We start from the raw sequence: 25,384 nt of genomic DNA on the forward strand, positions 1-25,384 counted from the left end.
GGTTCAGACTCCCGCGGGCGTGCGTACGTCGGCGTCGGCGTCGGACAGGTCGGCCGGCGATGCCAGATGGCCGAGAACCGCCGTTGCGGCGGCGACCTGGGGCGAGACCAGGTGGGTGCGGCCACCCTTGCCCTGCCGCCCCTCGAAATTCCGGTTGGAGGTGGACGCGGAGCGCTCGCCGGGCGCCAGCTGGTCCGGGTTCATGCCCAGGCACATCGAGCAGCCGGCGTGCCGCCACTCGGCACCGGCCGCGGTGAAGACCTTGTCCAGCCCCTCCTCGACCGCCTGGAGGGCGACCCGTACCGAGCCGGGGACGACCAGCATCCGGACCCCGTCGGCGATCCGGCGGCCCCGTACGACCTCCGCCGCGGAGCGCAGGTCCTCGATCCGCCCGTTGGTGCACGAACCTACGAAGACGGTGTCCACGCGGATGTCGCGCAGCGGCTGACCTGCCGTCAACCCCATGTACTCCAGGGCCTTTTCGGCGGCATAGCGCTCCGATGCGTCTTCGTACGAAGCCGGGTCGGGGACGGTCTGCGAAAGCGGGGCACCCTGCCCGGGGTTGGTGCCCCAGGTGACGAACGGCGCCAGCTCGGAGGCGTCCACGACGACCTCGTGGTCGAAGACCGCGTCCGCGTCGGTGCGGAGCGTCTTCCAGTAGGCGACCGCCGCGTCCCAGTCGGCCCCCTCGGGCGCGTGGGCGCGCCCCTTGAGGTAGGCGAAGGTGGTCTCGTCGGGGGCGATCATGCCGGCCCGGGCGCCCGCCTCGATGGACATGTTGCAGACGGTCATCCGGGCCTCCATCGAGAGCTTCTCGATGGCCGGGCCGCGGTACTCGATGACGTAGCCCTGGCCGCCACCGGTGCCGATCCGGGCGATGACGGCGAGGATCAGGTCCTTGGCGGTGACGCCGTCGGGCAGCTCGCCCTCGACGGTGACGGCCATGGTCTTGAACGGCGCCATCGGCAGCGTCTGGGTGGCCAGCACGTGCTCGACCTGGCTGGTGCCGATGCCGAAGGCCAGCGCGCCGAACGCGCCGTGGGTGGAGGTGTGGCTGTCGCCGCAGACCACGGTGGTGCCGGGCTGGGTCAGTCCCAACTGCGGTCCCACTACGTGGACGACGCCCTGCTCCACGTCGCCCAGCGGATGCAGCCGGACGCCGAAGTCCGCGCAGTTCTTGCGCAGCGTCTCCAGCTGGGTGCGGGAGACCGGGTCGGCGATGGGCTTGTCGATGTCGAGGGTGGGGGTGTTGTGGTCCTCGGTGGCGATGGTCAGGTCGGTGCGCCGCACCGGCCGGCCGGCCTTGCGCAGGCCGTCGAACGCCTGCGGACTGGTGACCTCGTGCAGCAGATGCAGATCGATGAAGAGGAGGTCGGGCTCGCCTTCCGCGCGCCGGACGACGTGGTCGTCCCAGACCTTCTCCGCGAGTGTCCGTCCCATCGCTTTCCCTCCGGCCGGCCGCATCGCCGGCCCAACTCGACTGTGTGCGCAGCGTCCGGCCCCCGGTTCCGGACGTCGCGCCGGGCCCTGGTCGAGGGCCGCCCCTACAGATTGGCGACTTCCCCGGAAAATTGAACTTGCGTTTCACACTGTGAGACGTGAGTATCGTTGCATGGACAACTCTAGCGGCGTCGGCGTTCTCGACAAGGCAGCTCTGGTACTGAGCGCTCTGGAGTCCGGTCCGGCCACCCTCGCCGGGCTGGTCACGGCGACCGGGCTCGCACGGCCCACGGCCCACCGGCTGGCCGTGGCACTGGAACACCACCGGATGGTGGCCAGGGACATGCAGGGCCGGTTCATCCTCGGCCCGCGGCTGTCGGAACTGGCCGCGGCGGCCGGCGAGGACCGCCTGCTGGCCACGGCCGGACCGGTGCTCACCCACCTGCGCGACGTGACGGGCGAGAGCGCGCAGCTGTACCGGCGTCAGGGCGACATGCGCATCTGCGTCGCCGCGGCGGAACGGCTGTCCGGACTGCGGGACACCGTCCCGGTCGGCTCCACGCTCCCCATGAAGGCCGGCTCGGCGGCCCAGATCCTGATGGCCTGGGAGGAGCCGGAGCGGCTGCACCGCGGCCTCCAGGGCGCCCGGTTCACCGCCACGGCCCTGTCCGGCGTACGGCGCCGCGGCTGGGCCCAGTCGATCGGCGAGCGGGAGCCGGGCGTGGCCTCGGTCTCCGCCCCGGTACGCGGCCCCTCGAACCGGGTGGTCGCCGCCGTCTCGGTCTCCGGACCGATCGAGCGGCTGACCCGGCACCCGGGCCGGATGCACGCCCAGGCGGTCATCGACGCCGCGGCGCGGCTCAGCGAGGCGCTGCGGCGTACGGGCTGAGCTGCCGGAAGCACCCACCACCCGACCCGCCGGAACGCCGACCGGCCGGTGGCGCCGAACGCGCGCACCGGCCGGTCAGCCGTATCCGGTCAGCCGTACTACGCCACGGCCACGGGCGCGCTCCGCGCCCCGCGCCGGCCGGGCGTGGTGACGCCGTACGCGGCGCCGAGCCCGGTCGGCGGCATGGAGTCGTACAGCGTGTGATGCGCACCGGCCGGCACCACGTACGTCTCGTGCCAGATCCCCACGCCGCCCTTGCCGCTTCGCGCGCGGCGGTTGAACGCCGCCCACGCGGGGCGGTGCTGCCGGTCCGGGGCCGAGGCGTACGCGTACAGCTTCTCCCGCGACTCCCAGTATTGGATGACGGTGAAGAAGCGCGGCCCGCCGCTCAGCAACCGGTAACCGAGCAGACCCGCACCCGGGTCACGCGCCAGCTCCTTCAGCATCCGCGGCATCGCCAGGAACGCCGGCAGCCAACTGCGCACCGAGCGCCACCGGTTGACACGCATCCCGACCAGGTAGACCACCACTTCCCCGTCGGCGTCCGCCCGCACCCGCTCCGGCACGACCTTGCCACCCATGACATCTCCCCCTGTTCCCATTCTTTGGATAGCGGCACTATCCATGCTTGGATACTGTCACTCTCCAACGAAGGGCGCAAGGGATGCGACTGGCGGAACTGAGCGAACGCAGCGGGGTGCCGACCGCCACGATCAAGTACTACCTGCGCGAGCGGCTGCTCCCGCCGGGCGAGCGGGTCACCGCCACCACGGCCGAGTACGGCGACGCCCACCTGCGCCGGCTGCGTCTGGTGCGGGCGCTGATCCAGGTCGGAAAGATGTCGGTGGCGACGGCGCGCGAGGTGCTGGCCGCCGTCGAGGACGAGTCGCTGGACCACCACATGCGGCTCGGCGCGGCCGTGTGGGCGCTGCCGTTCGACCCGGGGCCCGCCGAGGAGACCCCGGAGACCGCCGCGGCGCGCCGTACGGCGGACGAACTGCTGCGCCGCCTGGACTGGCGGTTCGGAATGGAGCTGGGGGCGCTGTCGCCTGCGTACGGGCTGCTGGTGAACGCCATCGCCGCGCTCGCCCGGCTCGGCTATCCGCACGGCGTCGAGAACGTCCTGCCGTACGCGCGGCTCGCGGGTGAACTGGCCGTCACCGACCTGGATTTGGTGGAGGGGTTCGAGACGCCCACCGAGCAGGTGGAGGCCGCGGTGGCACTGACCGTGCTGTACGAGCCGGTGCTGCTGAGTCTGCGACGGCTCGCGGAGGCCGAGGAGTCGTACCGCCGGTACGGCGAGGGCGGGTGAGCCGGGCGGCGCGGGCCCGCCCGCGGTCCGCGCGGCCCACGCGGAAAGGCCCCTCCCTGCCGGGAAGGGCCTTTCCGTTTGTGTACCCCCGACCGGATTCGAACCGGCGCTACCGCCTTGAGAGGGCGGCGTGCTAGGCCGCTACACAACGGGGGCTAGCTCTGCAGAACCGCAGCTGACCTGCGATTTCGCGCTGGGCTACCAGGACTCGAACCTAGACTAAATGAACCAGAATCACTCGTGCTGCCAATTACACCATAGCCCATGGTGGTTTAGACCAGTACCCCCGACCGGATTCGAACCGGCGCTACCGCCTTGAGAGGGCGGCGTGCTAGGCCGCTACACAACGGGGGCCCTAGCGATCCTTGCATCGTCACATCCGGGAGCGACCCGAAGGTGACGGAGAGAAAGGATCTGTACCCCCGACCGGATTCGAACCGGCGCTACCGCCTTGAGAGGGCGGCGTGCTAGGCCGCTACACAACGGGGGCCTGGTACTGCGCGATCAAGAGACCCTCAGAAGATCTCTTGCTGGGCTACCAGGACTCGAACCTAGACTAACTGAACCAGAATCAGTCGTGCTGCCAATTACACCATAGCCCACCAAAACGCAACCTCCGGTGGAGGTTTTGTTCGGCTTGCGCTTCCCGGCCCGGCCTTTCGGCCCTCCCGGGCGGCGCAGAAAGAACATTACCCGAAGGTGGACGACGCTCCAAAACCGATAAGGCCACGGACCAGCCCGGGCAGCTCGGCGAGCCCGCCGACCCGGGTCACCCCGGCCGGCGCCTCGCCCGGCTCCCCGGCCCGGTCCACCCACACGGCGCCCAGCCCGGCGTCCCGCGCGCCGACCGCGTCGACGTCCCGGTGATCGCCGACGTACAGGACCCGGGCGGGCTCCAGCCCCAGCGCGTCGCAGGCCGCCCGGAACGCCTCGGCCGTGGGCTTCGCATGCCCCACCTCGTCGGCGCACAGCACCACCTCGAAGTGATCACGGATGCCCAGCGTCCGCAGCTTCCGCTCCTGGACGGCGCCGGAGGAGTTCGACAGCACGCCCTGCCGGGTCAGCGGAGCCAGCTCCTCCAGGGCCCGTACCGTGTCCGGAAAGAGCGCCCAGGCCGCCTCGTAGTGCGCGACATACCGCCCGAACCAGGCGTCGGCCTCGTCATCGCTGAGCGGCTTCCCCAGAAAGGACCGCGCCCGCTCCCTGCGGTGCTCCAGAAACCCCAGCTCCCCCGCGAGGAACCGCGCGAAGGCGGCCTCCATGCACTCCCGCCACCGCCCGAGCGCACACTCGGCGTTCTCGAACCGCGCGAGCAGCCCCTCGGCCTCGATGTGCCGAAGCGCTCCCGCGCGGTCGGACCCGGTGTAGTCGAAGAGGGTGTCGTCCACGTCCCAGAGGACGGCATCGACGGTCACGCGACCGCCTCCCGGCCACGACGCCCTGCCGGAACCGCTCCCTCCCCCTTGATCACCGCCAAGAACGCGGCCAGCCCGCCGCGGGTGGCCGAGAGGATCACCTCGGGGGCGTCACTCTCCCGCAGGCGGAGGGTGCCGTCGGGGGCGGCGGCGATGTTCACACAATTCACCGCCGCGTTGCTGTACGAGGACTTCTGCCACTGGTAATCGTGCATCGTCGGGCCTCACAAACTCTTCGCGATCTTGTGGATGAAGTTGCGACTCTCGACGGAATCGAGTGCACACCGACGCATGCGGTCCAGAACCTCCCGGTAACGGGCGAGCTGATCCTCCGCGTGGAGAATCTCAAGGCCGTGATCGGTATCCAGCAGGACGGTGTCCAGTCGGGGCACGGGCCCACACGCATAGGTGATCGGTTGGCCGCCCGAAGCGGGAAGATCCGCCCGCCCGAAAGGGATGACCCGGATCGTGATGTGCTCGTACTCGCCCATGTCCATGAGATGCCGGAGCTGCGCGCGCACGACATCGGTCCCGCCGATCCCCATTCGCAGCGCGGCTTCATGGATGATCGCCGTGTAGGGCAACGGCGTTTCCCCATGCAGGACGCCTTGCCGCCTGATGCGGAACGCAGTGCAGTGTTCGACCTCAAACGGGCGAAGTGCAGGCACGTTCTGGTTGTACGCGGCGCGGACGTGTTCGGCAGACTGGAGGAGACCGGGCATGGCCACGAGCACAGCGACCTGCAGCGCTGTGGCCTCGTGTTCGAACTCGGCTACCTCGATCAGGGCCGTGGGCAGCAACTCACGATATTCGTCCCACCAGCCGCGCGTACGGCCGCCGGTCATCGCGGCCAGCGCTTGGATGAAGGCGTCGTCCGAACACTCGTAGAGCCGGGCCAGCGCCCTGACGCGGTCCGCACTGACCGCGTAGTTGCCCGACTCGATATTGCTGATACGTGATTGCGGCACACCAAACAGTTCGCCGGCACGCGTCACAGACAGGTCCGCACGTTCCCGGAGGCGGCGCAGCTCGGCCCCCAGGCGCCGTTGCCTGACCGTCGGTGGGACCTTGGCCCGGACCATGTCTTCTGCCTTTCACTCACAGGAGTGGAAGCGGTATGAGATCTAGCCAAACAATGGCCTACATACCAGCGACCGCCCTAGCCTCCTCACCAACAGCAGCACAACTGCGCTTACCAGCGGGAGACTTCACCATGACCACCGTATCCCCACCCCCACCCCTCCCCGACCCACCCGATGGCTTCGCCCGGGAGATCCAGGAACTGGTCGACGCCACCGCGCCCCGGGTGTTCGCCGTCGTCGAGGAATACGCCGTCGGGGGGCTGCGGGACGCGCAGGTTGCTGCCTGGGGGCTCGCCTATGAGGACGGGAGTGCGGATGTCGCCGCTGTGGGCGGCGGTTTCCGGATGTCGGTGACGGCGCCGGACCGCGCGGCCCGGTTCGTCTCGTTGCGGCCGGGCAGCCTCGGGAGCGTCGTGTGGCCGGGGACGTAAGTGGCCGACAGAACGACCGTTCCGACCGTCACCGGTCATGACTCATCCGTCGGGGCACGGAAGCCTGGATTTCTGGGACGCCGAGGGCAACGCGTACGACGCCGAGAACAATCCCATCGACGTCGGCAGGTGCCCATGACCGCCTACGTGATCAGGTACGCGGACCGCGCCGCACGGTGCGGGGCGGCCTTGGGCGCCGCGTATCGGGCTCCGGGCCGACGTCATCGACCTGGTGGCCGTGTGATCCGGCCCGTGACGTACGAAGGGCGACCACCGGCACACGGTGGTCGCCCTTTCGGCGTACGGCGTGGCTGCCGCGCGGTTACGCGCCCAGCTTCGCCAGCGCCGCGTCGATACGCGCCAGCGTGCGGTCCTTGCCCAGGATCTCCAGGGACTCGAAGAGCGGGAGGCCGACCGTGCGGCCGGTGACGGCCACGCGGACCGGGGCCTGGGCCTTGCCCAGCTTGAGGCCGTGTTCCTCGCCGGCGGCCAGGACGGCCTGCTTGAGGGACTCGGGGCTGGACCAGTCGGCACCGACGAGCTTTTCGCGGGCGGTGGTGAGCAGGGCCACCGGGTCGCCCTTCATCGCCTTGGTCCAGGACGCCTCGTCCTCGACCGGCTCCTTGCGGAAGAGGAAGTCGACGTTGGCGGTGATGTCGGACAGCACCGTCAGGCGGGTCTGGGCGTGCGGGGCGATGGCCTGCCAGGCGGCCTCGTCGAAGTCGGCCGGGTCCCAGTTGGCGTGCGGGGCCTGGAGCCAGGGGCGGCAGGCCTCGGCGAAGGCCTTCGGGTCGAGGCGCCGGATGTGGTCGGCGTTGATCGCCTCGGCCTTCTTCAGGTCGAAGCGGGCCGGGTTGGCGTTGACATCGGCGATGTCGAAGGCCGCGACCATCTCCTCGATGGAGAAGACGTCCTGGTCGGCGGAGAAGGACCAGCCGAGCAGGGAGAGGTAGTTCAGCAGGCCCTCGGGGAGGAAACCGCGCTCGCGGTAGAGGTTGAGGGACGCCTGCGGGTCGCGCTTCGAGAGCTTCTTGTTGCCCTCGCCCATGACGTAGGGGAGGTGGCCGAAGAGCGGGATGGACTTGGCGATGCCCAGGTCGATCAGGGCCTTGTACAGGGCCACCTGGCGCGGGGTGGAGGAGAGCAGGTCCTCACCGCGCAGGACGTGGGTGATCTCCATCAGGGCGTCGTCGACCGGGTTGACCAGGGTGTACAACGGCGCGCCGTTGGCGCGGAGGATGCCGTAGTCCGGAACGTTCTCCGGGGTGAAGGTCAGCTCGCCGCGGACCAGGTCGGTGAAGGTGATCGGCTCGTCCGGCATGCGGAAGCGGACGATCGGCTCACGGCCCTCGGTTTCGTACGCGGTGATCTCGTCGGCGGTCAGGGCACGGCACTTGCCGTCGTAGCCGGAGGGCTTGCCGGCGGCGCGGGCCGCCTCGCGGCGGGCGTCCAGCTCCTCGGTGGAGCAGTAGCACTTGTAGGCGTGGCCGGCGTCCAGCAGCTTCTGCGCGACGTCCTTGTAGAGGTCCATGCGCTGCGACTGGCGGTACGGCGCGTGCGGGCCGCCGATCTCGGGGCCCTCGTCCCAGTCCAGGCCCAGCCAGCGCATCGAGTCGAGCAGCTGCTCGTAGGACTCCTCGGAGTCGCGGGCCGCGTCGGTGTCCTCGATGCGGAAGACCATGGTGCCCTGGGTGTGCCGGGCGAAGGCCCAGTTGAACAGGGCGGTGCGGACCAGGCCCACGTGGGGGTTGCCGGTCGGGGAGGGACAGAAACGGACGCGGGGGGGTACCCCCTGCTCGAGCGAAGCCGAGAGCTTGGGGGAGGGGGTCGCGTTAGCCACGCTTGATCACCTTGTTGGTGAGAGTGCCGATGCCTTCGATGATGACGGAGACCTCGTCGCCGTCATGGAGGGGGCCGACCCCGGCCGGGGTGCCCGTGAGGACGACGTCGCCGGGGAGCAGCGTCATCGCCTCGGTGATGTGGACGATCAGGTCCTCGACGGAGCGCACCATCTCGCTCGTACGGCCCAGCTGGCGCTGTTCGCCGTTGACGGTGCACATGATCGTCAGGTCGCCCGGGTCCAGCTCGGTCTCGACCCAGGGGCCGAGCGGGCAGGAGGTGTCGAAGCCCTTGGCCCGCGCCCACTGGGACTCGCGCTGCTGCACGTCGCGCGCGGTGATGTCGTTGGCGCAGGTGTAGCCGAGGACGACGTCCTTGACGCGCTCGCGCGGGACCTCGCGGCACATGCGGCCGATGACGACGGCGAGCTCCGCCTCGTGGTGGACCTCCTGGGAGAAGGAGGGGTACACGACGGGGTCGCCGGGGCCGACCACCGAGGTGGAGGGCTTGAAGAAGGTGACCGGCACGTCCGGGACCTCGTTGCCCAGCTCGCGCGCGTGTTCGGCGTAGTTGCGGCCGACCGCGACGACCTTGTTGGGCAGGACCGGGGGGAGCAGACGGACCTTGTCCAGGGGGACCTTGTGGCCCGAGCGCTCGAATTCCGCGAAGGGGTGTCCCTTGATGACGTCGATCTCGTCGCCGTCGAGGACGCCGAAGCCGACGTTGCCGTCGATGGAGAATCTGGCGATGCGCACGGGTTGCCGCTGCCCCTCATTGATCACTGGCCGGAGTTGACACTCCAGGCTATCGCGGGGGCGCGGCCGGCCCGCTTCCCCTTGGTCAGACGGCCGCGTCCGGCGCGGCGGCGGCCTGCGCGGGGACGGTCTGCGGCGCGGGGGCGTCCATCAGGACGGTGCGGCGGGGGTTGGCGGTCTGGGTGGGCAGCTCGACGGCGTGCTCCGGCGCTTCGGCCGCGGCGCTCTGGAGTTCGTCGGCATCCTTGAGATGCGCGAGGGTGGTGCGCCGCGGGTTGGCTATGTTGCGGAACATCATCGTGGTCTTCACTGCTCGGGCCTCGCGTAGGGACGTCGGGAAACAGGGCCGCACCGGGGATTTCCGGGGTTGCGGCCTTGTCGTTTTGGGCAACTGTGTAAAGCGTCAGGCTATGCGCGCTATTCCCCGTGGCGCTCGGGGAAAGTCGACCAGGCGCCTGTGAGTTTGCTCACGAAGTGTGTGACAAATGCCGCATTTCCCATGATCAACATCCAGGGGCGAAACGGACATTGCTGGATTGAAGCGCATGTTCCGCTCCCGATCACCGCACCTGGGACAGGGGTCACGCGTGAGCGACTCGCGGGTATAAGTCCGTTATCGACGTCACCACTCTCTACGCGTGGTGACACGTACCGCACACTGCGTCACGCATGTCACAGGGGACCGCGCCGCCCTTGTTGGAGATCCGGCACTGTGCTGGAATTCCACGGACCGCCGCAGGTTTCAGCCGGACGGCGCGCAGGGGGCGCAGCGAAGCGCCGCGCGGTGGTGCCGCTCTCTCGGCCAGAGGGGGTAGCCCGCCGGTCACTCACGACCGCCAAACGGGGGCCCCGGTCCCCTACGACTCGACAACCGTCCCGCCGTTGACGCGGAGGGACGCCTGGTCCAGAGGTTGCGACGCTAGTGCAGGGACGTTTCAAGAGGGATGGCATGGGGTCTCCCCAGGCCCGCCAGGGCCAAGGGGAAGCTGCGGCGGACCCGGAGCTGCGCGGCGGGAGTGACCGCGCCTCCTCGCCCCAGCATGGCCCGGGCACCGGCCCGGCGATCGGCGGCGACTCCGCCGACGGCGCCGCGGCCCAGCCGGCCAAGGACGCCAAGGAGCCGAGCGGTCCCGGCTCGCGCATCGCCATGCGCAACTGGCGCATCAGCACCCGCCTGGTGTCCCTGCTCGCGCTCCCCGTCATCGCCGCCACCACGCTGGGCGGCATGCGGATCTCCAACTCCCTGGAGAACATCGACCAGCTCGACAAGATGCAGCTGCTCACCGAGATGACGCGGCAGGCCACCGAGCTGGCCGACGCGCTCCAGGTCGAGCGGGACAAGTCGGCCGGCCCGATCGCCGGCAGCGGCAACGTCAAGGACGACGCCAACGTCGTCGCGCCGCGTGAGGCGACCGACCGCGCCAAGCTGGCGTTCAACAAGGCCACCGGGCACGTCCAGCGCGACGACCCGGCGATGGCCGGCGTGCAGGCGACCCTGCTGGACATCGGGCGTCAGCTCAACACGCTCAACGAGATCCGCAACAACGCGTACAAGGACGCCGACAACGCCTCCCGTACGGTCAGCAGCTACAACCAGCTGATCACCTCGCTGCTCGCGCTGTCCCAGGACATGGCGCAGGCGACCAGCAACCCGGAGATGATCCGCTCCACCCGCGCGCTGGCGGCGTTCTCCTCCGCCAAGGAGTACGCGTCCATGCAGCGCGCGCTGGTCAGCGCCGGCCTCGCGCACAAGGGCGGCCCGCAGCTGTCCGCCAACGACCGGCTGGCCGGCCGTACCGCCGAGGACAACGAGAAGGCGGCCCGCAACCGCTTCTCCCAGATCTCCGAGGGCGCCACCGACCTCACCAAGGGTCTGGACGGCAACAACGACGACATCAAGGCGGCCGTCGCCTTCGCGCACCGGACGTTCGCCAGCGACGGCGGTATCCGCAGCGAGGACTACAAGTACCTCGACTGGTACGACACCGACACCGTCAAGATCGAAGAGATGTCGAAGATCGAGAGCTCGCTGCTCTCGCAGATGGAGCAGAAGTCCCGCGAGCTGCGCAACGAGGCGACGCAGGAAGCGATCATCAGCGGTGCGCTGATCCTGCTGGTCCTCGGTATCTCGCTGGTCGGCGCGTTCGTCGTCTCCCGGTCCATGGTGCGCTCGCTGCGCCGTCTCCAGAACACCGCGCAGAAGGTCTCCCAGGAGCGCCTGCCCGAGCTGGTCAAGCAGCTGTCCGAGGCGGACCCGCAGGACGTGGACACCTCCGTGGAGTCGGTCGGCGTGCACAGCCGCGACGAGATCGGCAAGGTGGCCGCGGCCTTCGACGACGTGCACCGCGAGGCCGTCCGCCTGGCGTCCGAGCAGGCGCTGCTGCGGGGCAACGTCAACGCGATGTTCACCAACCTCTCGCGCCGCAGCCAGGGCCTGATCCAGCGCCAGCTGTCGCTCATCTCCGAACTGGAGTCCCGCGAGGCCGACCCGGACCAGCTGTCCTCGCTCTTCAAGCTGGACCACCTGGCGACCCGTATGCGCCGCAACGGCGAGAACCTCCTCGTCCTCGCGGGCGAGGAGCCGGGCCGCCGCTGGACGCGCCCGGTGCCGCTGGTCGACGTGCTGCGCGCCGCCGCCTCCGAGGTGGAGCAGTACGAGCGCATCGAACTGAGCGCCGTACCGCAGACCGAGGTCGCCGGCCGGGTCGTCAACGACCTCGTGCACCTGCTCGCCGAGCTGCTGGAGAACGCGACCTCGTTCTCCTCCCCGCAGACCAAGGTCAAGGTGACCGGTCACGCGCTGCCCGACGGCCGGGTGCTGGTCGAGATCCACGACACCGGCATCGGCCTGTCGCCCGAGGACCTGTCCGCGATCAACGAGCGGCTGGCCAGCCCGCCGACGGTGGACGTCTCGGTCTCCCGCCGCATGGGCCTGTTCGTGGTCGGCCGCCTGTCGCTGCGGCACGGCATCCGCATCCAGCTGCGGCCGTCCGACTCGGGCGGTACGACGGCGCTGGTCATGCTGCCGGTCGACGTCGCCCAGGGCGGCAAGAAGCCGCAGCCGGGCAAGGGCGGCCCCGCCGGGCACGGTGAGGGACTGCCCAACACCCCGAACGCCTCCGCCAACCGCCTCGCCGGCCTCCAGCCGCGCGGCCAGGTCGGCGCGGGCGGCGTACGTCCGGCGCTGCCCGGGCGCGGCGGTCCGGGCGGCCCCGGTGGCCAGGGCGGGCCGGGTGCCGGCGCGTTCGGTGCCCCGGGCGGCCGTACGGGCAACGCTCCCGGCGGCCCCGCGAAGAGCGGCCCTGGTGCCGGCCAGCTGAGCGACGGGCGTCCGGCGCTGCCGACCCGTGGCGCGCCGGCCGGTGCGAACGCGGACGCCGGTGCCGACGCCGGTGACACCTCCCAGATGCCGACGGTCGCGCCGCCCACCGGCGCGCCCCGCCGCGAGGAGCGCGGGCAGCTGCCGCAGCGCGGCGCGGCGGCGGAGCTGACCGGTGGTGGCGACGCCGCCGGCGGTGCCGCCCAGCCCGGGACCACCAGCTGGGGTGCCCGCCGTGAGCGCGGCGCCTCGGACGACTGGCCGATGACGCCCCGCCAGGCGCAGGACCGGCCACGCGGCCACGAGGAGCCGGAGACCGGCGGTTTCGCCCGCCCGGCGGCCGGCGGCCCCGGCGACACGGCGGAGTTCGCCCGCCCCGACTTCGACGCCCCGCCGCCCGCGGCGGACGGCGCGCAGGCCGGCCGCGGTCCGGGTGACACCGGTGAGTTCGACCGGCCGGATGCCTTCGGCACGCCGCAGCGTGGCGACCAGACCACCGGTGAGTTCGCGCTCCCCGCCGACCTGCGGGGCGAGGCTCCGCAGGGCCCCGGCGACACCGGGCAGTTCGCCCGCCCGGACGCCGGGCGCGGCGGCCTCGGCGAGTACGGCGAGCGCGGCTACGAGAACGCCTACGAGAACAACGGGTACGACGCGACCGCGGGCAGCGCCTTCGAGGCCGGCGGTGCCCTCGGTGGCGGCGCGCCACAGCAGCAGGGGGCCGGGACCACCGGCGAGTTCGCCCTCCCCGCCGACCTGCGGAACGGATCGCAGCAGAGCACCGGCGAATTCGCCGTGCCGGCGCAGGACCGGGAACGCCCGGCCGACGGCTCCGGCGACCTGCTCGGCGGCGGCACGCCGGCCGGCCCCGGGGACGGCCGTACGCCGATCTTCGACACCATCGAGTCGAACTGGTTCAGCCAGCCGGCGGCCGGTGCCTCCGTGCCGCAGCAGGCCGAGGAGGAGCCGGCGAGCCCGTCGGCGGAGCGCTCCGAGGCGCCGCCGCTGCCGCGCCGCGAGCCCGGCGCCGCGACCGGCGGCACGTCCGGCGCGGGTCTGAACCTCAACGGGGCGGCCGCCGACGGCCGTGCGCCGGGACAGTGGCGCACCTCGCCCAACGACGAGCGCTGGCGGCAGGCGGAACAGCTCCGCCAGCCCGCCGCGGGCGGCGTCACCACCTCCGGACTGCCCCGCCGGGTGCCGCGCGCCAATCTGGTCGCCGGCACCGCGCAGCAGCAGTCGAACCAGACCGGTCCGCAGGTCTCGCGTGCGCCCGACGACGTGCGCGGCCGGCTGACCAACCTTCGTCGGGGTATCCAGCAGGGCCGTTACCGGGCCGAGGAGAACGCCTCCACCGGCAACCACGGCGTTGTCGACCCCACTCACCAGCAGGAGCGTTAGTTGAGTCCGATGAGCCAGGCGGCGCAGAACCTGAACTGGTTGATCACCAACTTCGTGGACAACACCCCCGGTGTGTCCCACACGGTGGTGGTCTCCGCGGACGGACTGCTCCTCGCCATGTCCGAGGGCTTCCCGCGCGACCGTGCCGATCAGTTGGCGGCGGTGGCCTCCGGGCTGACCTCGCTGACCTCCGGCGCCTCCCGCATCTTCGAGGGGGGCCTGGTCAACCAGACCGTGGTGGAGATGGAGCGCGGCTTCCTCTTCATCATGTCCGTCTCCGACGGATCGTCGCTGGCCGTACTGGCGCACCCGGAGTGCGACATCGGCCTCGTCGGTTACGAGATGGCCCTGCTGGTCGACCGCGCGGGCACGGTGCTCACGCCCGACCTGCGCGCCGAGCTCCAGGGCAGCCTGCTGCACTGAGTCCCGCCGAACGTCACGACCCGACCCACCGACCACCGTGCCGCACCCCCCACCGGCCCAACCCGACGACAGTCAGTTGTCCCGTCCGGAGGACCCCATGACCCCGCCACCTGCCTCGCCCGGCCCGTACGGCGCCTACAGCCAAGCGCCGTACGGGGGCGAAGGTGACCAGCCGCTGGTCCGCCCGTACGCCATGACCGGGGGACGGACCCGGCCGCGCTACCAGCTCGCCATCGAGGCACTGGTCAGCACCACCGCCGACCCGTCCCAGCTGCCCGGTCTGCTGCCGGAGCACCAGCGCATCTGCCACCTGACCCGCGAGGTGAAGTCGGTCGCCGAGGTCTCGGCGCTGCTGCACATCCCGCTGGGGGTGGCCCGGATCCTGGTCGCGGACCTGGCGGAGGCCGGCATGGTGGCGATCCACCAGCCGGGCGGCGGCACCGAGGCCGGCGGTACGCCCGATGTGACGCTGCTGGAAAGGGTGCTCAGTGGACTTCGCAAGCTCTGACGGAGCCGGGCCCGCCGCCGCTCACGGCGGTGGGTCCACCACCTCCGCGAAGATCGTGGTGGCGGGCGGCTTCGGCGTGGGCAAGACCACGTTCGTCGGGGCCGTCTCGGAGATCAACCCGCTGCGTACGGAGGCCGTGATGACCTCCGCCTCGGCCGGGATCGACGATCTGAGCCATGTGCAGGACAAGACCACCACGACCGTGGCGATGGACTTCGGCCGCATCACCCTGGACCAGGACCTGATCCTGTACCTGTTCGGCACCCCCGGCCAGGACCGCTTCTGGTTCATGTGGGACGACCTGGTCCGCGGCGCCATCGGCGCCGTCGTCCTGGTCGACACCCGCCGCCTCGCCGACTGCTTCCCCGCCGTCGACTACTTCGAAAACAGCGGCCTGCCCTTCGTCATCGCCCTCAACGGCTTCGACGGCCACCAGCCCTACACCCCCGACGAAGTCCGCGAAGCCCTCCAGATCGGCCCCGACGCACCCATCATCACCACCGACGCCCGCCACCGCAGCGAGGCCAAAAGCGCCCTCATCACCCTCGTCGAACACGCCCTCATGGCCCGCCTGAAGTGACGTTCCCAAGTCGCTTCGCCCGCAGTTAAGTTGCCTCGGGCAATGAGGACCGGACCGGTGCCCCCGGGCACCGGTTCCCGCGCGACGCCGCGGGATCTGTGTCCTTGGCCACGCCGCCCGACGCGTTCATAACGTTTCGACAGAGAATTCACCCGCCGCCGACACCCGGCGCGCACACGCGGCTCCGCTGTGCGCACATTTCTCTCGCCTTTTGCCGCCGCTCGCCCTTAACGCCCCTTTTATCTGACGTGCTCAGCGAGTTGCTCCGGCTTTGCCCAGTGTTTGGAACGCACGGTCCTGACGTGCTGAAATTCGCTGAACTCCGGAGTAGTAAGGCCCCGAAGAAATCGGCACAGCGCAAAAGCGTGGGTGCCGGCGCCGAGAGGTTGTTGGTCGAGTGAGGCGAAGCAAGTCGGGCCCCGAGCCGCAGGAACCGCGGCGGGGCAACTTCACGCCACCGTCGCACAGCGCGGCACCGGCTGCCGGCGCGGCCGGGAGCCCGGTCGCCACCGCCCCGGTGAGCGGCGGGCGGTTCTCCCCGCGCAACTGGCGCGTGGCCACCCGGCTCAACGCGATCCTGCTCATTCCCGTACTCGTCGCCCTGGTCTTCGGCGGCCTGCGCGTCAACAGCTCGGTCGAGACCTGGCAGGAGGCCCAGGACGCCGAGAACACCGCGAAACTGGTGCGCGCCGCGGCCGCCTACAGCCACGCCATCATCGACGAGCGCGACCGCACCGCCGAGCCGCTGCTCACGGGCAAGCGCGACGACCCGGCGGTGCGCGAGGCGCGCGAGGCGACCGACACCGCCGCCGAAGCGTTCCACGCCGCGGTCAAGGAGATGCCCGACAAGGCGGGCCTCAAGCGCCGGCTGGCCGCCTTCGAGAAGGTCGAGCCGGGCCTGAAGAAGCTGCGCGAGGCCGCGTACACCCCGCAGCTGGCCGGCGTGCGCACCGAAGAGGGCTACGTCGCCATCCAGCACCCGCTCATGGAGTTCGCCAACGAACTGGGGCTGGGCACCGGGAACATCACCTCGTACGGCCGTACGGTCTACGCCGTCTCGCTGGCCAAGGCCGCCGAGTCGCTCACCCGCTCCATCGGTACGCACCTGCTGATCGACCCGGCGTCCCCGCAGGGCGGCAAGGAGCACAAGAAGCAGCTGACCGCGTTCGCCTCGTACAAGTACCTGGAGAACATCGCGATCGGCGAGTACACCTCCGGCGGCACCCCCGAGGACGTCCAGCGGCTGAAGGACGACGCCGCCAAGCTCAAGCAGCGGGGCGCGGAAGAGGCCGCCAAGGCGCGGGAGCGCGCGCAGAGCGCCGGGCAGCAGTTCAAGGCGCCGCCGGCCTTCGACGCGATGGCCACCGCCATCGCCTCCGGCGCCTCCCCCCAGCAGCTCGCCGCGCAGGGCATCACGCCGGAGACCTGGTTCACCGCGGCCACCGGCACGTTCGACATGTACCGCGCCATCGAGAAGGACCTCGCGGACAAGGCGGTCGACGAGGCGGCCGAGATCTCCTCGGACGCCCGGCAGTCCACCTTCACCGACTCCGCGATCGTGATCGCCGCCCTGGTCATCGCGTTCCTGGTGGCCGGCATGATGGCCCGCCGGATGAGCCGCAACATGAGCCGGCTGCGCTCCGCGGCCTTCGGCATCGCCGAGCAGCGGCTGCCGACCCTGGTCGACCAGCTCTCCCGTACGGACCCGGGCCGGGTCGACACCCGGGTGCAGCCCATCCCGATCCACACCACCGACGAGATCGGCGAGGTCGCCCGCGCCTTCGACCAGGTGCACCGGGAGGCCGTCCGGCTCGCCGCCGAGCAGGCGCTGCTGCGCGGCAACGTCAACGCGATCTTCACCAACCTCTCGCAGCGCAACCAGGGCCTGATCGAGCGCCAGCTCACCCTGATCACCGAGCTGGAGAACAACGAGGCCGACCCGGACCAGCTGGAGAACCTCTTCCGGATGGACCACCTGGCCACCCGTATGCGGCGCAACGGCGAGAACCTCCTCATCCTCGCGGGCGAGGAGCCGGGCCACCGCTGGAACCAGCCGGTGCCGCTGATCGACGTGCTGCGCGCGGCGACGTCCGAGGTCGAGGCGTACGAGCGAATAGAACTGTCCGGCGTGCCGGACGGCGACATCCACGGCACCGCCGTGACCGACCTCGTGCACCTGCTCTCCGAGCTGCTGGAGAACGCCACCACGTTCTCCTCGCCGCAGACCAAGGTACGGGTCGCCGCCACCCGGCTGCCGGACGGCCGGGTCATGATCGAGATCCACGACAAGGGCATCGGGCTGACCCCCGAGGACTTCGCGGACATCAACCACAAGCTGGCCAACCCGCCGACCGTGGACGCCTCGGTCTCCCAGCGCATGGGCCTGTTCGTGGTCGGCCGGCTGGCCGACCGGCACGGCATCCGCGTCCAGCTGCGCCCCTCCGGCGAGCAGGCCGGCACCACCTCCCTCGTCATGCTCCCCGAGGCCATCACCCACGGCGGTGGCGGCGCGGCGGAGGGCTACGACGACGACTTCACGGTCTCCCGGATCGTCCCCGAGCACCAGCAGGGCCGGTACGAGGCCGACGGGCGCTCGGCCGCCGAACTGGGCTTCGACGACTCCGGCTTCGGCCGGCACGGCGCCGCCGCGCCGCTCGACCCGGTCAACCGCTCGCTGATGCGCGAGGAGCGCCGGGCGGCGCTGGAGGCGCAGGCCGGCGGCGCGGGCCCGCAGGATGCGCCGTACGACCCCGCGCAGCAGCAGTCGTACCAGGACCCGTACCAGGACCCGGCGGCGGCGCTCTTCCAGGACCCGGCGCAGAACACCGGTGCGGGCTACGGGAACTACCCCGGCCAGGCATATGCGGAACCCGAGCTCGGGGCCTACGACGCGGGGTCGCCGCTGGACCAGGGACTTGCCGAAGTCGGTCGTGACGAGGCCACCGGCCAGCAGCCGTACGCCCCGTACGAGCCGCCGCGACAGGACGACGGGCCCGAAAACGGAGCGCACACCGGCTATTCCGGACCGGAAACGGAATCGGACCGGAATCAGCGGCCCGCTCCCGCGGACAGCCCGGAACGCGTAGCATTCGACCGTCCGGACCCCACCCCGAACGACGCGCCGTCGCTGACCGACGCCGGCCTTCCGCGCCGCGGAGCCGGCCAGCCGCAGGCTCAGCAGCAGTGGCAGCCGTTCGAGGAGGCGTCCTCCAGGCCCCGGGTCCAGGAGGAGCCGGCGGCCGCCCCGCAGGGGAACACGCCGGAGCCCGGTTCGGACGGCTCCGGGTGGCGCTCGGCCAACGACGAGCGCTGGCAGCGGGCGGAGCGGCTGCGCGAGCCGAAGGCGGGCGGAGTCACTCCCTCCGGCCTGCCCCGGCGGGTCCCCAAGGCCAACCTGGTCGAGGGCACGGCGGAGCAGAGCCCGCAGGGCGGCCCCCAGGTCTCCCGCGCGCCGGAGGACGTCCGCGGCCGGCTGAGCAACCTGCGGCGCGGGGTCCAGCAGGGACGGAACGTGGGCACGGACCACTCGGAGGTCCCCCAGAATGACCAACAGGGCTTCGGCCCCGGCAGCACCTACGATCAGGAGCGTTAGTGTGAGCCCGATGAGCCAGGCGGCGCAGAACCTGAACTGGTTGATCACCAACTTCGTGGACAACACCCCCGGTGTGTCCCACACGGTCGTGGTCTCCGCGGACGGTCTCCTCCTCGCCATGTCCGAGGGCTTCCCTCGGGACAGAGCCGATCAGTTGGCGGCGGTGGCCTCCGGCCTCACCTCGCTGACCTCCGGCGCCTCCCGCATCTTCGAAGGCGGAAGCGTCAACCAGACCGTGGTGGAGATGGAACGCGGCTTCCTCTTCATCATGTCCGTCTCCGACGGATCGTCGCTGGCCGTACTGGCGCACCCGGAGTGCGACATCGGCCTCGTCGGTTACGAGATGGCCCTGCTGGTCGACCGCGCGGGCACGGTGCTCACGCCCGACCTGCGCGCGGAACTGCAGGGCAGCCTTCTCAACTAGCAGACAGGCAGTGCGTTTCCCGCCACCGCACCATAGGGTGCGGTGGCGCGACCGGCGTCAGACAGGCAAGTTGAAGGAGGAGACGTGGCAACGCCCCCGAGCGGTTACCCGTACGGGCCCGGACAGCAGTCCGGGCCCCAGGGCGAGCACCAGCACAACCGCTTCAACTTCCCTTCCGCGCCCAGTCGCCGGCAGCAGCGGCCGCCACAGCCGCCGCAGCCCGGTCAGCCGTACCAGCAGGGACCGCCGTACGACTCCCGGCAGCCGTACGAGCCGTCGCCGTACGACCGGCCCCGGGGGCCCCGCGTCCAGCCGGCGCAGCCCCGGCAGCGGCGTGCGAACGGGCCGTCGGCCCCCACCGGGGGCGCGCACAACCCGCTCGTGCGCCCGTACGCGATGACCGGGGGACGGACCCGGCCGCGCTACCAGCTCGCCATCGAGGCGCTGGTCAGCACGACCGCCGACCCCGCACGGCTACAGGGCCAGCTGCCGGAGCACCAGCGCATCTGCCACCTCTGCCGCGAGATCAAGTCAGTGGCCGAGATCTCGGCCCTCCTCTCCATCCCCCTCGGCGTCGCCCGAATCCTCGTCGCCGATCTGGCGGAGGCCGGACTCGTCGCCATCCATCAGCCCGGCGGGGACGAGACCGCCGGCGGACAGCCAGATGTGACACTGCTCGAAAGGGTGCTCAGTGGACTTCGCAAGCTCTAGCGGTGCAGCCCGCTCCACCACCTCCGCGAAGATCGTGGTGGCGGGCGGCTTCGGCGTGGGCAAGACCACGTTCGTCGGGGCCGTCTCAGAGATCAACCCGCTGCGCACCGAAGCCGTGATGACCTCGGCGTCGGCCGGCATCGACGACCTCACGCACGCCCCGGACAAGACCACCACGACCGTGGCGATGGACTTCGGCCGCATCACCCTGGACCAGGACCTGATCCTGTACCTGTTCGGCACCCCCGGCCAGGACCGCTTCTGGTTCATGTGGGACGACCTGGTCCGCGGCGCCATCGGCGCCGTCGTCCTGGTCGACACCCGCCGCCTCGCCGACTGCTTCCCCGCCGTCGACTACTTCGAAAACAGCGGCCTGCCCTTCGTCATTGCCCTCAACGGCTTCGACGGCCACCAGCCCTACACCCCCGACGAAGTCCGCGAAGCCCTCCAGATCGGCCCCGACGCACCCATCATCACCACCGACGCCCGCCACCGCAGCGAGGCCAAAAGCGCCCTCATCACCCTCGTCGAACACGCCCTCATGGCCCGCCTGCGCTGACCGGGCCGCCACGGCGAAGGCCCCCGCACCGGTGGTGCGGGGGCCTTGTGCTGCTTCCGGGCGAGCGCGCGCCGGCGTCTAACGGTTCAAGTGGTCGGCGGTCGCGGTGAGGAGGAGCGACAGCGACACCGCTCCGGGGTCCGGGTGGCCGTGGCCGAGGGCGCCCATGCGGGCCGCACGGCCGCGGGCCGGGATGAGCTGTGCGGTGGCGGACGCGGCGCGGGCGGCGGACCGGGCGGCCGCCTTCCAGGCGCCGGGGAGGGGTTCGGCGGCGTGGGCGCGGAGCCCGGCCCGGAACGGGTCCAGCGCGTCGAGCATCGTCTTGTCGCCCACCTGCGCGCCACCCAGCTCCGAGACGGCCCGCTGCGCGGCCTCGGCGGCGTCCGCGAACAGCGTGGTGGAGTAACTGCGGGCCTTGGCGAGTACGGCGCCGGCCTCGGCCAGCAGCGTGCCGTACAGGGCGCCGGACGCGCCACCCGAGGCATCGGCCAGGGCGAGGCCGGCGGCGAGCAGCGCGGCGCCCGCCGAGCGGGGGTCGGCGGGCGGTCCGGGCTCGGCCGCGCGGGCCGCCGCGACGGCCGCACGCAGGCCGCGCACGATCCCGATGCCGTGGTCGCCGTCCCCGGCGACGGCGTCCAGCCGGCCGAGTTCCTCCTCGTTGGCCGCGATCAGGTCGAGGGCGGCCTGGAGAGCGGCGGTGGCGGGGCGGTCGGCGGCGGGGCGGTCGCTGGCGGGGCGCTCGGTGGCCGGGACGGCACGTACGGGTGCCGCCGTACCGGCCGCGGGGGTGGCGGGCGCGGACTCCGCGGGCCGCAGGTCGTCGTGGCGCGCCGGTACGCGGCGGAACGCCGGGGTGTCGCAGGGCGCGTCGTACAGTCCGGCCAGTTCGTCGTCCAGGAGCATGACGGACAGGGAGACCCCCGCCATGTCGAAGGACGTGACGAACTCGCCGACTTCGGGGCGGTGCGGACGCAGTCCGGCGGCGCGCAGCCGGCGGTTGACCTGGCGGTAGACGACGAACATCTCCTCGTACTTGGTGCGGCCGAGGCCGTTGAGGAGTACGGCGACGCGCCCGTCGCCCCCGGCGGGCGGGTCCGGGAGTTCCCGCAGGACGTTGTCGACGAGGGCGTCGGCGAGTTCGGACGCGGTCAGGTGGCGGGTGGTCCGCAGGCCGGGTTCGCCGTGTATGCCCATGCCGAGTTCGGTCGTCCCGGCGTCGACGGTGAACAGCGGTTCGCTCGCGCCCGGGAGCGTGCAGCCGGCGAACGCGGCACCGAAGGTGCGGGTCAGGGCGTTGGCGCGGGCGGCGAGCCGGGCCACGCCCGCCAGGTCGTCGCCGCGCTCGGCCGCCGCGCCCGCCACCTTGAAGACGAAGAAGTCGCCGGCCACGCCGCGCCGGTCGCGGGACGGGTCGGCCGGCTGCCCCTCGACGGGCGGCGGGCCGCTGGCCACGTCGTCGGTGACCAGGACCGTACGGACCGCGACACCCTCGGCGGCCAGGCGGCGCGCGGCGAGGCCGAAGTGCATCACGTCGCCGGCGTAGTTGCCGTAGCTGAAGAGGACGCCCGCGCCGCCGTCCGCGGCCCGCGCGGTGCGGTAGACCTGCTCGGCGCTCGGGCTGGCGAAGACGTCGCCGACGGCCGCCGCGTCGGCCAGGCCGGGGCCGACCAGCCCGGCGAAGGCCGGGTAGTGCCCGGAGCCGCCGCCGATGACGACCGCGACCTTGCCGGGGCGCGGCGCGTGCCGCCCGACGACGCCGTACGCGTCCGGGACCCGGCGGACGGTGCGGGCGTAGGCGTCGGCCAGGCCCTCCAGCCAGTCCTCGCGGAACGTACCGGGGTCGTGGCCGAGGCCGGGGGCGGGGGTGGTGGTCATCGGGCTCACTCCTTTGTTTCGTCCCTGTTGGATTTAACACCCGGATCACATATCCGTCACCCCTCCCGGCGCAATCCTCCCCTCTTGTTGCGAAGTCACCGCCGAAAAAGACTCCACATCACATCTTGCATGTGAAGTTCACAGGGTTCATGCTGCCAAGCACCACACCGCACCGCTCCGCCCGGAGGCATCCATGGCCCCACCGCAGCCCTCGCTCCCCGACCGGCTCGGCATCCCGAAGGCGCTGGTCCCCGGCTATCTCGGCGTGCTGCTGTTCATGGTCGGAGACGGCGTCGAGTCCGGCTTCATCGCCCCGTACATGGCCGGGCACGGTGCGGGCACCGAGGTGCACGCCTCGTACGTCATCACCGCCTACGGCGTGGCCGTCATGCTCGCGTCCTGGCTCTCCGGCGCGCTGTCCGACCTGTGGGGCCCGCGCCGCGTCATGCAGCTGGGCCTGGCCGTCTGGGTCGTCTTCGACGTGCTCTTCCTGGTTTTCGCGCTGGGCCCGCAGAACTACCCGCTGATGCTGGTCTTCTACGGGCTGCGCGGCTTCGGCTATCCGCTCTTCGCCTTCGGCTTCCTGGTGTGGATCACCGCCACCGCGCCGGCGGCCCGGATGGGCACCGCGGTCGGCTGGTTCTACGTGGCCTTCACCGGCGGTCTGCCCACCCTCGGCTCGATCGTCGCGGGCGTCACCAACCCCTGGTTCGGCCAGTTCGGCACCCTGTGGGTGGCGCTCGGCATCATCGTCCTGGGCGGCGCCTGCTGTCTGCTCGGCGTCCGCGAACGCACCGGCTACGCGCGGCCGGCCCCGCCGGAAGTGCGGCCCGTGCAGTCGCTGGTGTCCAGCCTGTCCATCGCCTGGACGCACCCGAAGGTCGCCGTCGGCTGTGTCGTCCGCATCATCAACACCGCCCCCGAGTTCGGCTTCCTGGTGTTCCTGCCGGCCTTCTTCGGCGACGAGCTGGGCTTCGGCCAGGGCCGCTGGCTGACCCTGCTGGCCGTCATCTACGGCACCAACGTGCTGTGCAACCTGCTCTTCGGGGCGATCGGCGACCGGATCGGCTGGCGGCGCACCATCGCCTCCTTCGGCGGCATCGGCTGCGCGGTCACCACGCTCACCCTCTATTTCGTACCGAAGGCGGTCGGCGGCCACTACGGGGTCGCGCTCGTCGTCGGCATGCTCTACGGCGTCACGCTGGCCGGGTTCGTGCCGATCTCCGCGCTGGTCCCGGCCCTCGCCCCGGACCACAAGGGGGGCGCGATGGCCCTGCTCAACCTGGGCGCGGGCGGCGCGGCCTTCGTCGGCCCGGCCATCGTCAGCGTCTTCCTCGGCCCGCTCGGCCCGGCGGGCGTCGTGCTCGTCTTCGCCGCGCTGTACGTGCTCTCCGCCGTCCTGACGCTGTATCTGAAGCTGCCGGAGCCCGCCGCCGGGCCGGGCGGGGACGGAGGCGGGGCGGCCCCGGCCGTCGCCGCTCCCCCCGGACCGCGGTACGCGGAAGCCGGGCCCGGCCGGACCCGGCTTCCGTGACGGCTACGGCTTGGGGCACTGCTTCCAGGAGAAGTGGTACTTGGTGTTGATGCTGCCGTCGGTGGAGTCCATCGCCATGAAGCTGGTCAGCTTGGGGTCGGAGGTCTTGGCGTCCACCCGGAGCTCGGTGTTGATGTTGAAGTAGCGCTTCTCCCCGCAGGGCGCGTAGACCAGCGCGTCGATCCCGGTCTCGTCGGAGCTCTGCCAGTTGGCGTCGTACGGGCCGGTGAAGCGGTGGCTCTTGCGGTCGGTCTGGGGGCTGCCCTGGAAGTAGTAGCCCGCCTGCTGGAGGCTGTGGGCGCCGGGCGCGAGCTGGGCGTAACCGCGGTAGTCGGCGCGGGCGATGGCGTAGGTGAAGCCCTGCGGGACCTGGACGTTCAGGGCGATCTGACAGTTCTTGCGGGAGTCCGTGGGTCTGCTGTCCTTGCCCGCCTGGGCGAGGTATTCGCTGTACGTCACGGTGAACGCGGTGTTGTCGGGCGCGACGGCGACCGCCGCGCTGCCGGGCCGGCAGCCCGAGCCGTTGACGGTGGCGACATTGATCGTGATCCTGCCGTCCGGCGGCGCGTCGCCGAACCGGGACGTCTGGGCGGAGGCGGGGGACGCCGCGCCGGCGAGGATCAGCAGCGATGCCGCGGCGGCACCGACACCCAGGGTGCGGAACATGGGCTTTCCTTCCGGTCGTCCGGGGGCCGCTCCCGGGCCGGCGGTTCGGGGACGCCGGGAGCGCCATGACGAGCGCATGTCAGCACGGGCAGCGCGCGTTGGACAGCTCCCGCCCCGAGAGTCGGTGCGAACCTACGCCTTGATTCGGCCGCCGCAGCAACGTGGCGCGAGGGCCGAACCAAGCACCGGACAGGCAACGCCACGGGCCCGGTACTCGCCGTGAGTACCGGGCCCGGTGGTGCGGATGACGGCTGTGCTCAGCGCTGCCAGCTGCCGGCGCCGTGGAAGCCGTGCTGGCGCTCCAGGCGGCGCCAGCGGGCGGTGCCGGCGCGGCGGCGGCCCGGGACGGCGTCGGCGGCCGGCCGGTGGGCGGCGCGGGCGAGCAGGACGGCGGTCAGCGCCGCCAGCTCTTCCTCGCTGGCCTCGCCCTTCTCCACACGGATGGGGCTGGTCTGAACGGGAGTGGTCACGTCGTTTCTCCGGTCTGCGAAAGGTCCGGTCGGGGTCCGGTCGGTGCCTGCCGCGCCCTACTGGGGCGGGTTGCCGTGTTTGCGGGCGGGCAGGTCGGCGTGCTTGCTGCGGAGCATCTCCAGGGAGCGGATGAGCACCTCGCGGGTCTCGGCGGGGTCGAT

General features: G+C 71.5%; 23 protein-coding genes and 5 tRNA genes. 12 read left to right on the top strand and 16 right to left on the bottom strand.

What is annotated here, in order from left to right:
- Nucleotides 1–3: 3 nt before the first annotated feature.
- Entirely contained in the window at nt 4–1,440 is a 1,437-nt protein-coding gene (gene leuC, locus ACH4FX_RS25925) for a 3-isopropylmalate dehydratase large subunit (RefSeq protein ID WP_398482754.1), read from the bottom strand.
- A gap of 172 nt (nt 1,441–1,612) precedes the next feature.
- On the opposite strand from leuC, the gene ndgR reads away from it, so the two are divergent.
- Nucleotides 1,613–2,329 carry an IclR family transcriptional regulator NdgR gene (gene ndgR, locus ACH4FX_RS25930; protein ID WP_003984709.1) on the top strand — a complete coding sequence of 239 codons (717 nt, stop codon included), beginning with the start codon at nt 1,613–1,615 and terminating at the stop codon, nt 2,327–2,329.
- A 98-nt stretch (nt 2,330–2,427) separates the two neighbouring features.
- On the opposite strand, the gene ACH4FX_RS25935 is transcribed toward ndgR, so the two are convergent.
- On the bottom strand, nt 2,428–2,910 hold the full coding sequence (locus ACH4FX_RS25935; protein ID WP_398482756.1) for a DUF4188 domain-containing protein: 483 nt from the start codon (nt 2,908–2,910) through the stop codon (nt 2,428–2,430).
- 83 nt (nt 2,911–2,993) lie between these two features.
- Between ACH4FX_RS25935 and ACH4FX_RS25940 the strand changes: the two genes are divergently transcribed.
- The gene (locus ACH4FX_RS25940; RefSeq protein ID WP_398482758.1) at nt 2,994–3,641 is read left to right on the top strand and encodes a MerR family transcriptional regulator; all 648 of its coding nucleotides are present in this window, start codon (nt 2,994–2,996) and stop codon (nt 3,639–3,641) included.
- 83 nt (nt 3,642–3,724) lie between these two features.
- On the opposite strand, the gene ACH4FX_RS25945 is transcribed toward ACH4FX_RS25940, so the two are convergent.
- The 8 genes from ACH4FX_RS25945 to ACH4FX_RS25980 form a co-directional block, all read right to left on the bottom strand.
- Nucleotides 3,725–3,797, bottom strand: a tRNA-Glu gene (locus ACH4FX_RS25945).
- Between the two features lie 37 nt (nt 3,798–3,834).
- Nucleotides 3,835–3,906, bottom strand: a tRNA-Gln gene (locus ACH4FX_RS25950).
- 16 nt (nt 3,907–3,922) lie between these two features.
- Nucleotides 3,923–3,995 (bottom strand) — tRNA-Glu (locus ACH4FX_RS25955).
- A 63-nt stretch (nt 3,996–4,058) separates the two neighbouring features.
- Nucleotides 4,059–4,131, bottom strand: a tRNA-Glu gene (locus ACH4FX_RS25960).
- A 40-nt stretch (nt 4,132–4,171) separates the two neighbouring features.
- A tRNA-Gln gene (locus ACH4FX_RS25965) sits at nt 4,172–4,243 on the bottom strand.
- Nucleotides 4,244–4,330: 87 nt separating this feature from the next.
- Nucleotides 4,331–5,056: an HAD family hydrolase gene (locus ACH4FX_RS25970; RefSeq protein ID WP_398482760.1), complete on the bottom strand. Its 726-nt coding sequence runs from the start codon at nt 5,054–5,056 to the stop codon at nt 4,331–4,333.
- On the bottom strand, nt 5,053–5,271 hold the full coding sequence (locus ACH4FX_RS25975; protein WP_398482762.1) for a DUF397 domain-containing protein: 219 nt from the start codon (nt 5,269–5,271) through the stop codon (nt 5,053–5,055). Before ACH4FX_RS25975 ends, ACH4FX_RS25970 begins: the two co-directional genes overlap by 4 nt.
- Before the next feature lie 9 nt (nt 5,272–5,280).
- On the bottom strand, nt 5,281–6,138 hold the full coding sequence (locus tag ACH4FX_RS25980) for a helix-turn-helix domain-containing protein (RefSeq protein ID WP_398482763.1): 858 nt from the start codon (nt 6,136–6,138) through the stop codon (nt 5,281–5,283).
- 131 nt (nt 6,139–6,269) lie between these two features.
- On the opposite strand from ACH4FX_RS25980, the gene ACH4FX_RS25985 reads away from it, so the two are divergent.
- The gene (locus ACH4FX_RS25985; protein ID WP_398482765.1) at nt 6,270–6,569 is read left to right on the top strand and encodes a hypothetical protein; all 300 of its coding nucleotides are present in this window, start codon (nt 6,270–6,272) and stop codon (nt 6,567–6,569) included.
- Between the two features lie 322 nt (nt 6,570–6,891).
- On the opposite strand, the gene gltX is transcribed toward ACH4FX_RS25985, so the two are convergent.
- From gltX to ACH4FX_RS26000, 3 genes are all read right to left on the bottom strand, one after another.
- Nucleotides 6,892–8,409, bottom strand: a complete 1,518-nt coding sequence (gene gltX / locus ACH4FX_RS25990; protein ID WP_398482767.1) for a glutamate--tRNA ligase — start codon at nt 8,407–8,409, stop codon at nt 6,892–6,894.
- Complete coding sequence (locus ACH4FX_RS25995) at nt 8,402–9,163, bottom strand: fumarylacetoacetate hydrolase family protein (RefSeq protein WP_398482769.1); 762 nt, start codon at nt 9,161–9,163, stop codon at nt 8,402–8,404. Before ACH4FX_RS25995 ends, gltX begins: the two co-directional genes overlap by 8 nt.
- 85 nt (nt 9,164–9,248) lie before the next feature.
- Nucleotides 9,249–9,473 carry a hypothetical protein gene (locus ACH4FX_RS26000; RefSeq protein WP_398482771.1) on the bottom strand — a complete coding sequence of 75 codons (225 nt, stop codon included), beginning with the start codon at nt 9,471–9,473 and terminating at the stop codon, nt 9,249–9,251.
- 639 nt (nt 9,474–10,112) lie between these two features.
- Here ACH4FX_RS26000 and ACH4FX_RS26005 point away from each other — a divergent pair.
- The 8 genes from ACH4FX_RS26005 to ACH4FX_RS26040 all read left to right on the top strand — a co-directional run bounded on the left by ACH4FX_RS26005 (nt 10,113) and on the right by ACH4FX_RS26040 (nt 20,677).
- On the top strand, nt 10,113–13,880 hold the full coding sequence (locus tag ACH4FX_RS26005) for a nitrate- and nitrite sensing domain-containing protein (protein WP_398482773.1): 3,768 nt from the start codon (nt 10,113–10,115) through the stop codon (nt 13,878–13,880).
- A 9-nt stretch (nt 13,881–13,889) separates the two neighbouring features.
- Entirely contained in the window at nt 13,890–14,303 is a 414-nt protein-coding gene (locus tag ACH4FX_RS26010; RefSeq protein ID WP_398482812.1) for a roadblock/LC7 domain-containing protein, read from the top strand.
- Nucleotides 14,304–14,400: 97 nt separating this feature from the next.
- The gene (locus ACH4FX_RS26015; protein ID WP_030682600.1) at nt 14,401–14,811 is read left to right on the top strand and encodes a DUF742 domain-containing protein; all 411 of its coding nucleotides are present in this window, start codon (nt 14,401–14,403) and stop codon (nt 14,809–14,811) included.
- On the top strand, nt 14,792–15,391 hold the full coding sequence (locus ACH4FX_RS26020; protein WP_398482775.1) for a GTP-binding protein: 600 nt from the start codon (nt 14,792–14,794) through the stop codon (nt 15,389–15,391). The genes ACH4FX_RS26015 and ACH4FX_RS26020 overlap by 20 nt, the downstream gene beginning before the upstream one ends.
- A 397-nt stretch (nt 15,392–15,788) precedes the next feature.
- Complete coding sequence (locus tag ACH4FX_RS26025; protein ID WP_398482777.1) at nt 15,789–18,983, top strand: nitrate- and nitrite sensing domain-containing protein; 3,195 nt, start codon at nt 15,789–15,791, stop codon at nt 18,981–18,983.
- Between the two features lie 10 nt (nt 18,984–18,993).
- On the top strand, nt 18,994–19,407 hold the full coding sequence (locus tag ACH4FX_RS26030; RefSeq protein ID WP_018087204.1) for a roadblock/LC7 domain-containing protein: 414 nt from the start codon (nt 18,994–18,996) through the stop codon (nt 19,405–19,407).
- Between the two features lie 84 nt (nt 19,408–19,491).
- Nucleotides 19,492–20,118 (top strand): DUF742 domain-containing protein, encoded by a 627-nt coding sequence (locus ACH4FX_RS26035; RefSeq protein WP_398482779.1) that lies wholly within the window; start codon nt 19,492–19,494, stop codon nt 20,116–20,118.
- Entirely contained in the window at nt 20,099–20,677 is a 579-nt protein-coding gene (locus ACH4FX_RS26040) for an ATP/GTP-binding protein (RefSeq protein ID WP_073447656.1), read from the top strand. The genes ACH4FX_RS26035 and ACH4FX_RS26040 overlap by 20 nt, the downstream gene beginning before the upstream one ends.
- A gap of 78 nt (nt 20,678–20,755) precedes the next feature.
- On the opposite strand, the gene ACH4FX_RS26045 is transcribed toward ACH4FX_RS26040, so the two are convergent.
- Complete coding sequence (locus ACH4FX_RS26045) at nt 20,756–22,552, bottom strand: dihydroxyacetone kinase family protein (protein WP_398482780.1); 1,797 nt, start codon at nt 22,550–22,552, stop codon at nt 20,756–20,758.
- 193 nt (nt 22,553–22,745) lie between these two features.
- On the opposite strand from ACH4FX_RS26045, the gene ACH4FX_RS26050 reads away from it, so the two are divergent.
- The gene (locus ACH4FX_RS26050; protein WP_398482782.1) at nt 22,746–24,086 is read left to right on the top strand and encodes an MFS transporter; all 1,341 of its coding nucleotides are present in this window, start codon (nt 22,746–22,748) and stop codon (nt 24,084–24,086) included.
- A 3-nt stretch (nt 24,087–24,089) separates the two neighbouring features.
- On the opposite strand, the gene ACH4FX_RS26055 is transcribed toward ACH4FX_RS26050, so the two are convergent.
- Together ACH4FX_RS26055 and ACH4FX_RS26060 are read right to left on the bottom strand one after the other, a co-directional pair.
- The gene (locus ACH4FX_RS26055; RefSeq protein ID WP_398482784.1) at nt 24,090–24,752 is read right to left on the bottom strand and encodes a DUF4360 domain-containing protein; all 663 of its coding nucleotides are present in this window, start codon (nt 24,750–24,752) and stop codon (nt 24,090–24,092) included.
- A gap of 257 nt (nt 24,753–25,009) precedes the next feature.
- A complete protein-coding gene (locus ACH4FX_RS26060) occupies nt 25,010–25,222 on the bottom strand; it encodes an acyl-CoA carboxylase epsilon subunit (RefSeq protein ID WP_398482785.1) in 213 nt (70 codons plus the stop codon).
- Nucleotides 25,223–25,384: the final 162 nt, after the last annotated feature.

This window comes from Streptomyces sp. NPDC018019 (genome assembly GCF_044327805.1).
Lineage (GTDB): Bacteria > Actinomycetota > Actinomycetes > Streptomycetales > Streptomycetaceae > Streptomyces.

Bases quoted from the DNA above. Each gene is read 5' to 3' on its own strand.
- ACH4FX_RS26055 (WP_398482784.1), bottom strand. From the start codon at position 24,752: ATGTTCCGCACCCTGGGTGTCGGTGCCGCCGCGGCATCGCTGCTGATC.
- ndgR (WP_003984709.1), top strand. From the start codon at position 1,613: ATGGACAACTCTAGCGGCGTCGGCGTTCTCGACAAGGCAGCTCTGGTA.
- ACH4FX_RS25985 (WP_398482765.1), top strand. From the start codon at position 6,270: ATGACCACCGTATCCCCACCCCCACCCCTCCCCGACCCACCCGATGGC.
- ACH4FX_RS26050 (WP_398482782.1), top strand. From the start codon at position 22,746: ATGGCCCCACCGCAGCCCTCGCTCCCCGACCGGCTCGGCATCCCGAAG.
- ACH4FX_RS26010 (WP_398482812.1), top strand. From the start codon at position 13,890: ATGAGCCAGGCGGCGCAGAACCTGAACTGGTTGATCACCAACTTCGTG.
- leuC (WP_398482754.1), bottom strand. From the start codon at position 1,440: ATGGGACGGACACTCGCGGAGAAGGTCTGGGACGACCACGTCGTCCGG.
- ACH4FX_RS26030 (WP_018087204.1), top strand. From the start codon at position 18,994: ATGAGCCAGGCGGCGCAGAACCTGAACTGGTTGATCACCAACTTCGTG.
- ACH4FX_RS26005 (WP_398482773.1), top strand. From the start codon at position 10,113: ATGGGGTCTCCCCAGGCCCGCCAGGGCCAAGGGGAAGCTGCGGCGGAC.
- ACH4FX_RS25980 (WP_398482763.1), bottom strand. From the start codon at position 6,138: ATGGTCCGGGCCAAGGTCCCACCGACGGTCAGGCAACGGCGCCTGGGG.
- ACH4FX_RS26015 (WP_030682600.1), top strand. From the start codon at position 14,401: ATGACCCCGCCACCTGCCTCGCCCGGCCCGTACGGCGCCTACAGCCAA.
- ACH4FX_RS25940 (WP_398482758.1), top strand. From the start codon at position 2,994: ATGCGACTGGCGGAACTGAGCGAACGCAGCGGGGTGCCGACCGCCACG.
- ACH4FX_RS25935 (WP_398482756.1), bottom strand. From the start codon at position 2,910: ATGGGTGGCAAGGTCGTGCCGGAGCGGGTGCGGGCGGACGCCGACGGG.
- ACH4FX_RS25975 (WP_398482762.1), bottom strand. From the start codon at position 5,271: ATGCACGATTACCAGTGGCAGAAGTCCTCGTACAGCAACGCGGCGGTG.
- ACH4FX_RS26045 (WP_398482780.1), bottom strand. From the start codon at position 22,552: ATGACCACCACCCCCGCCCCCGGCCTCGGCCACGACCCCGGTACGTTC.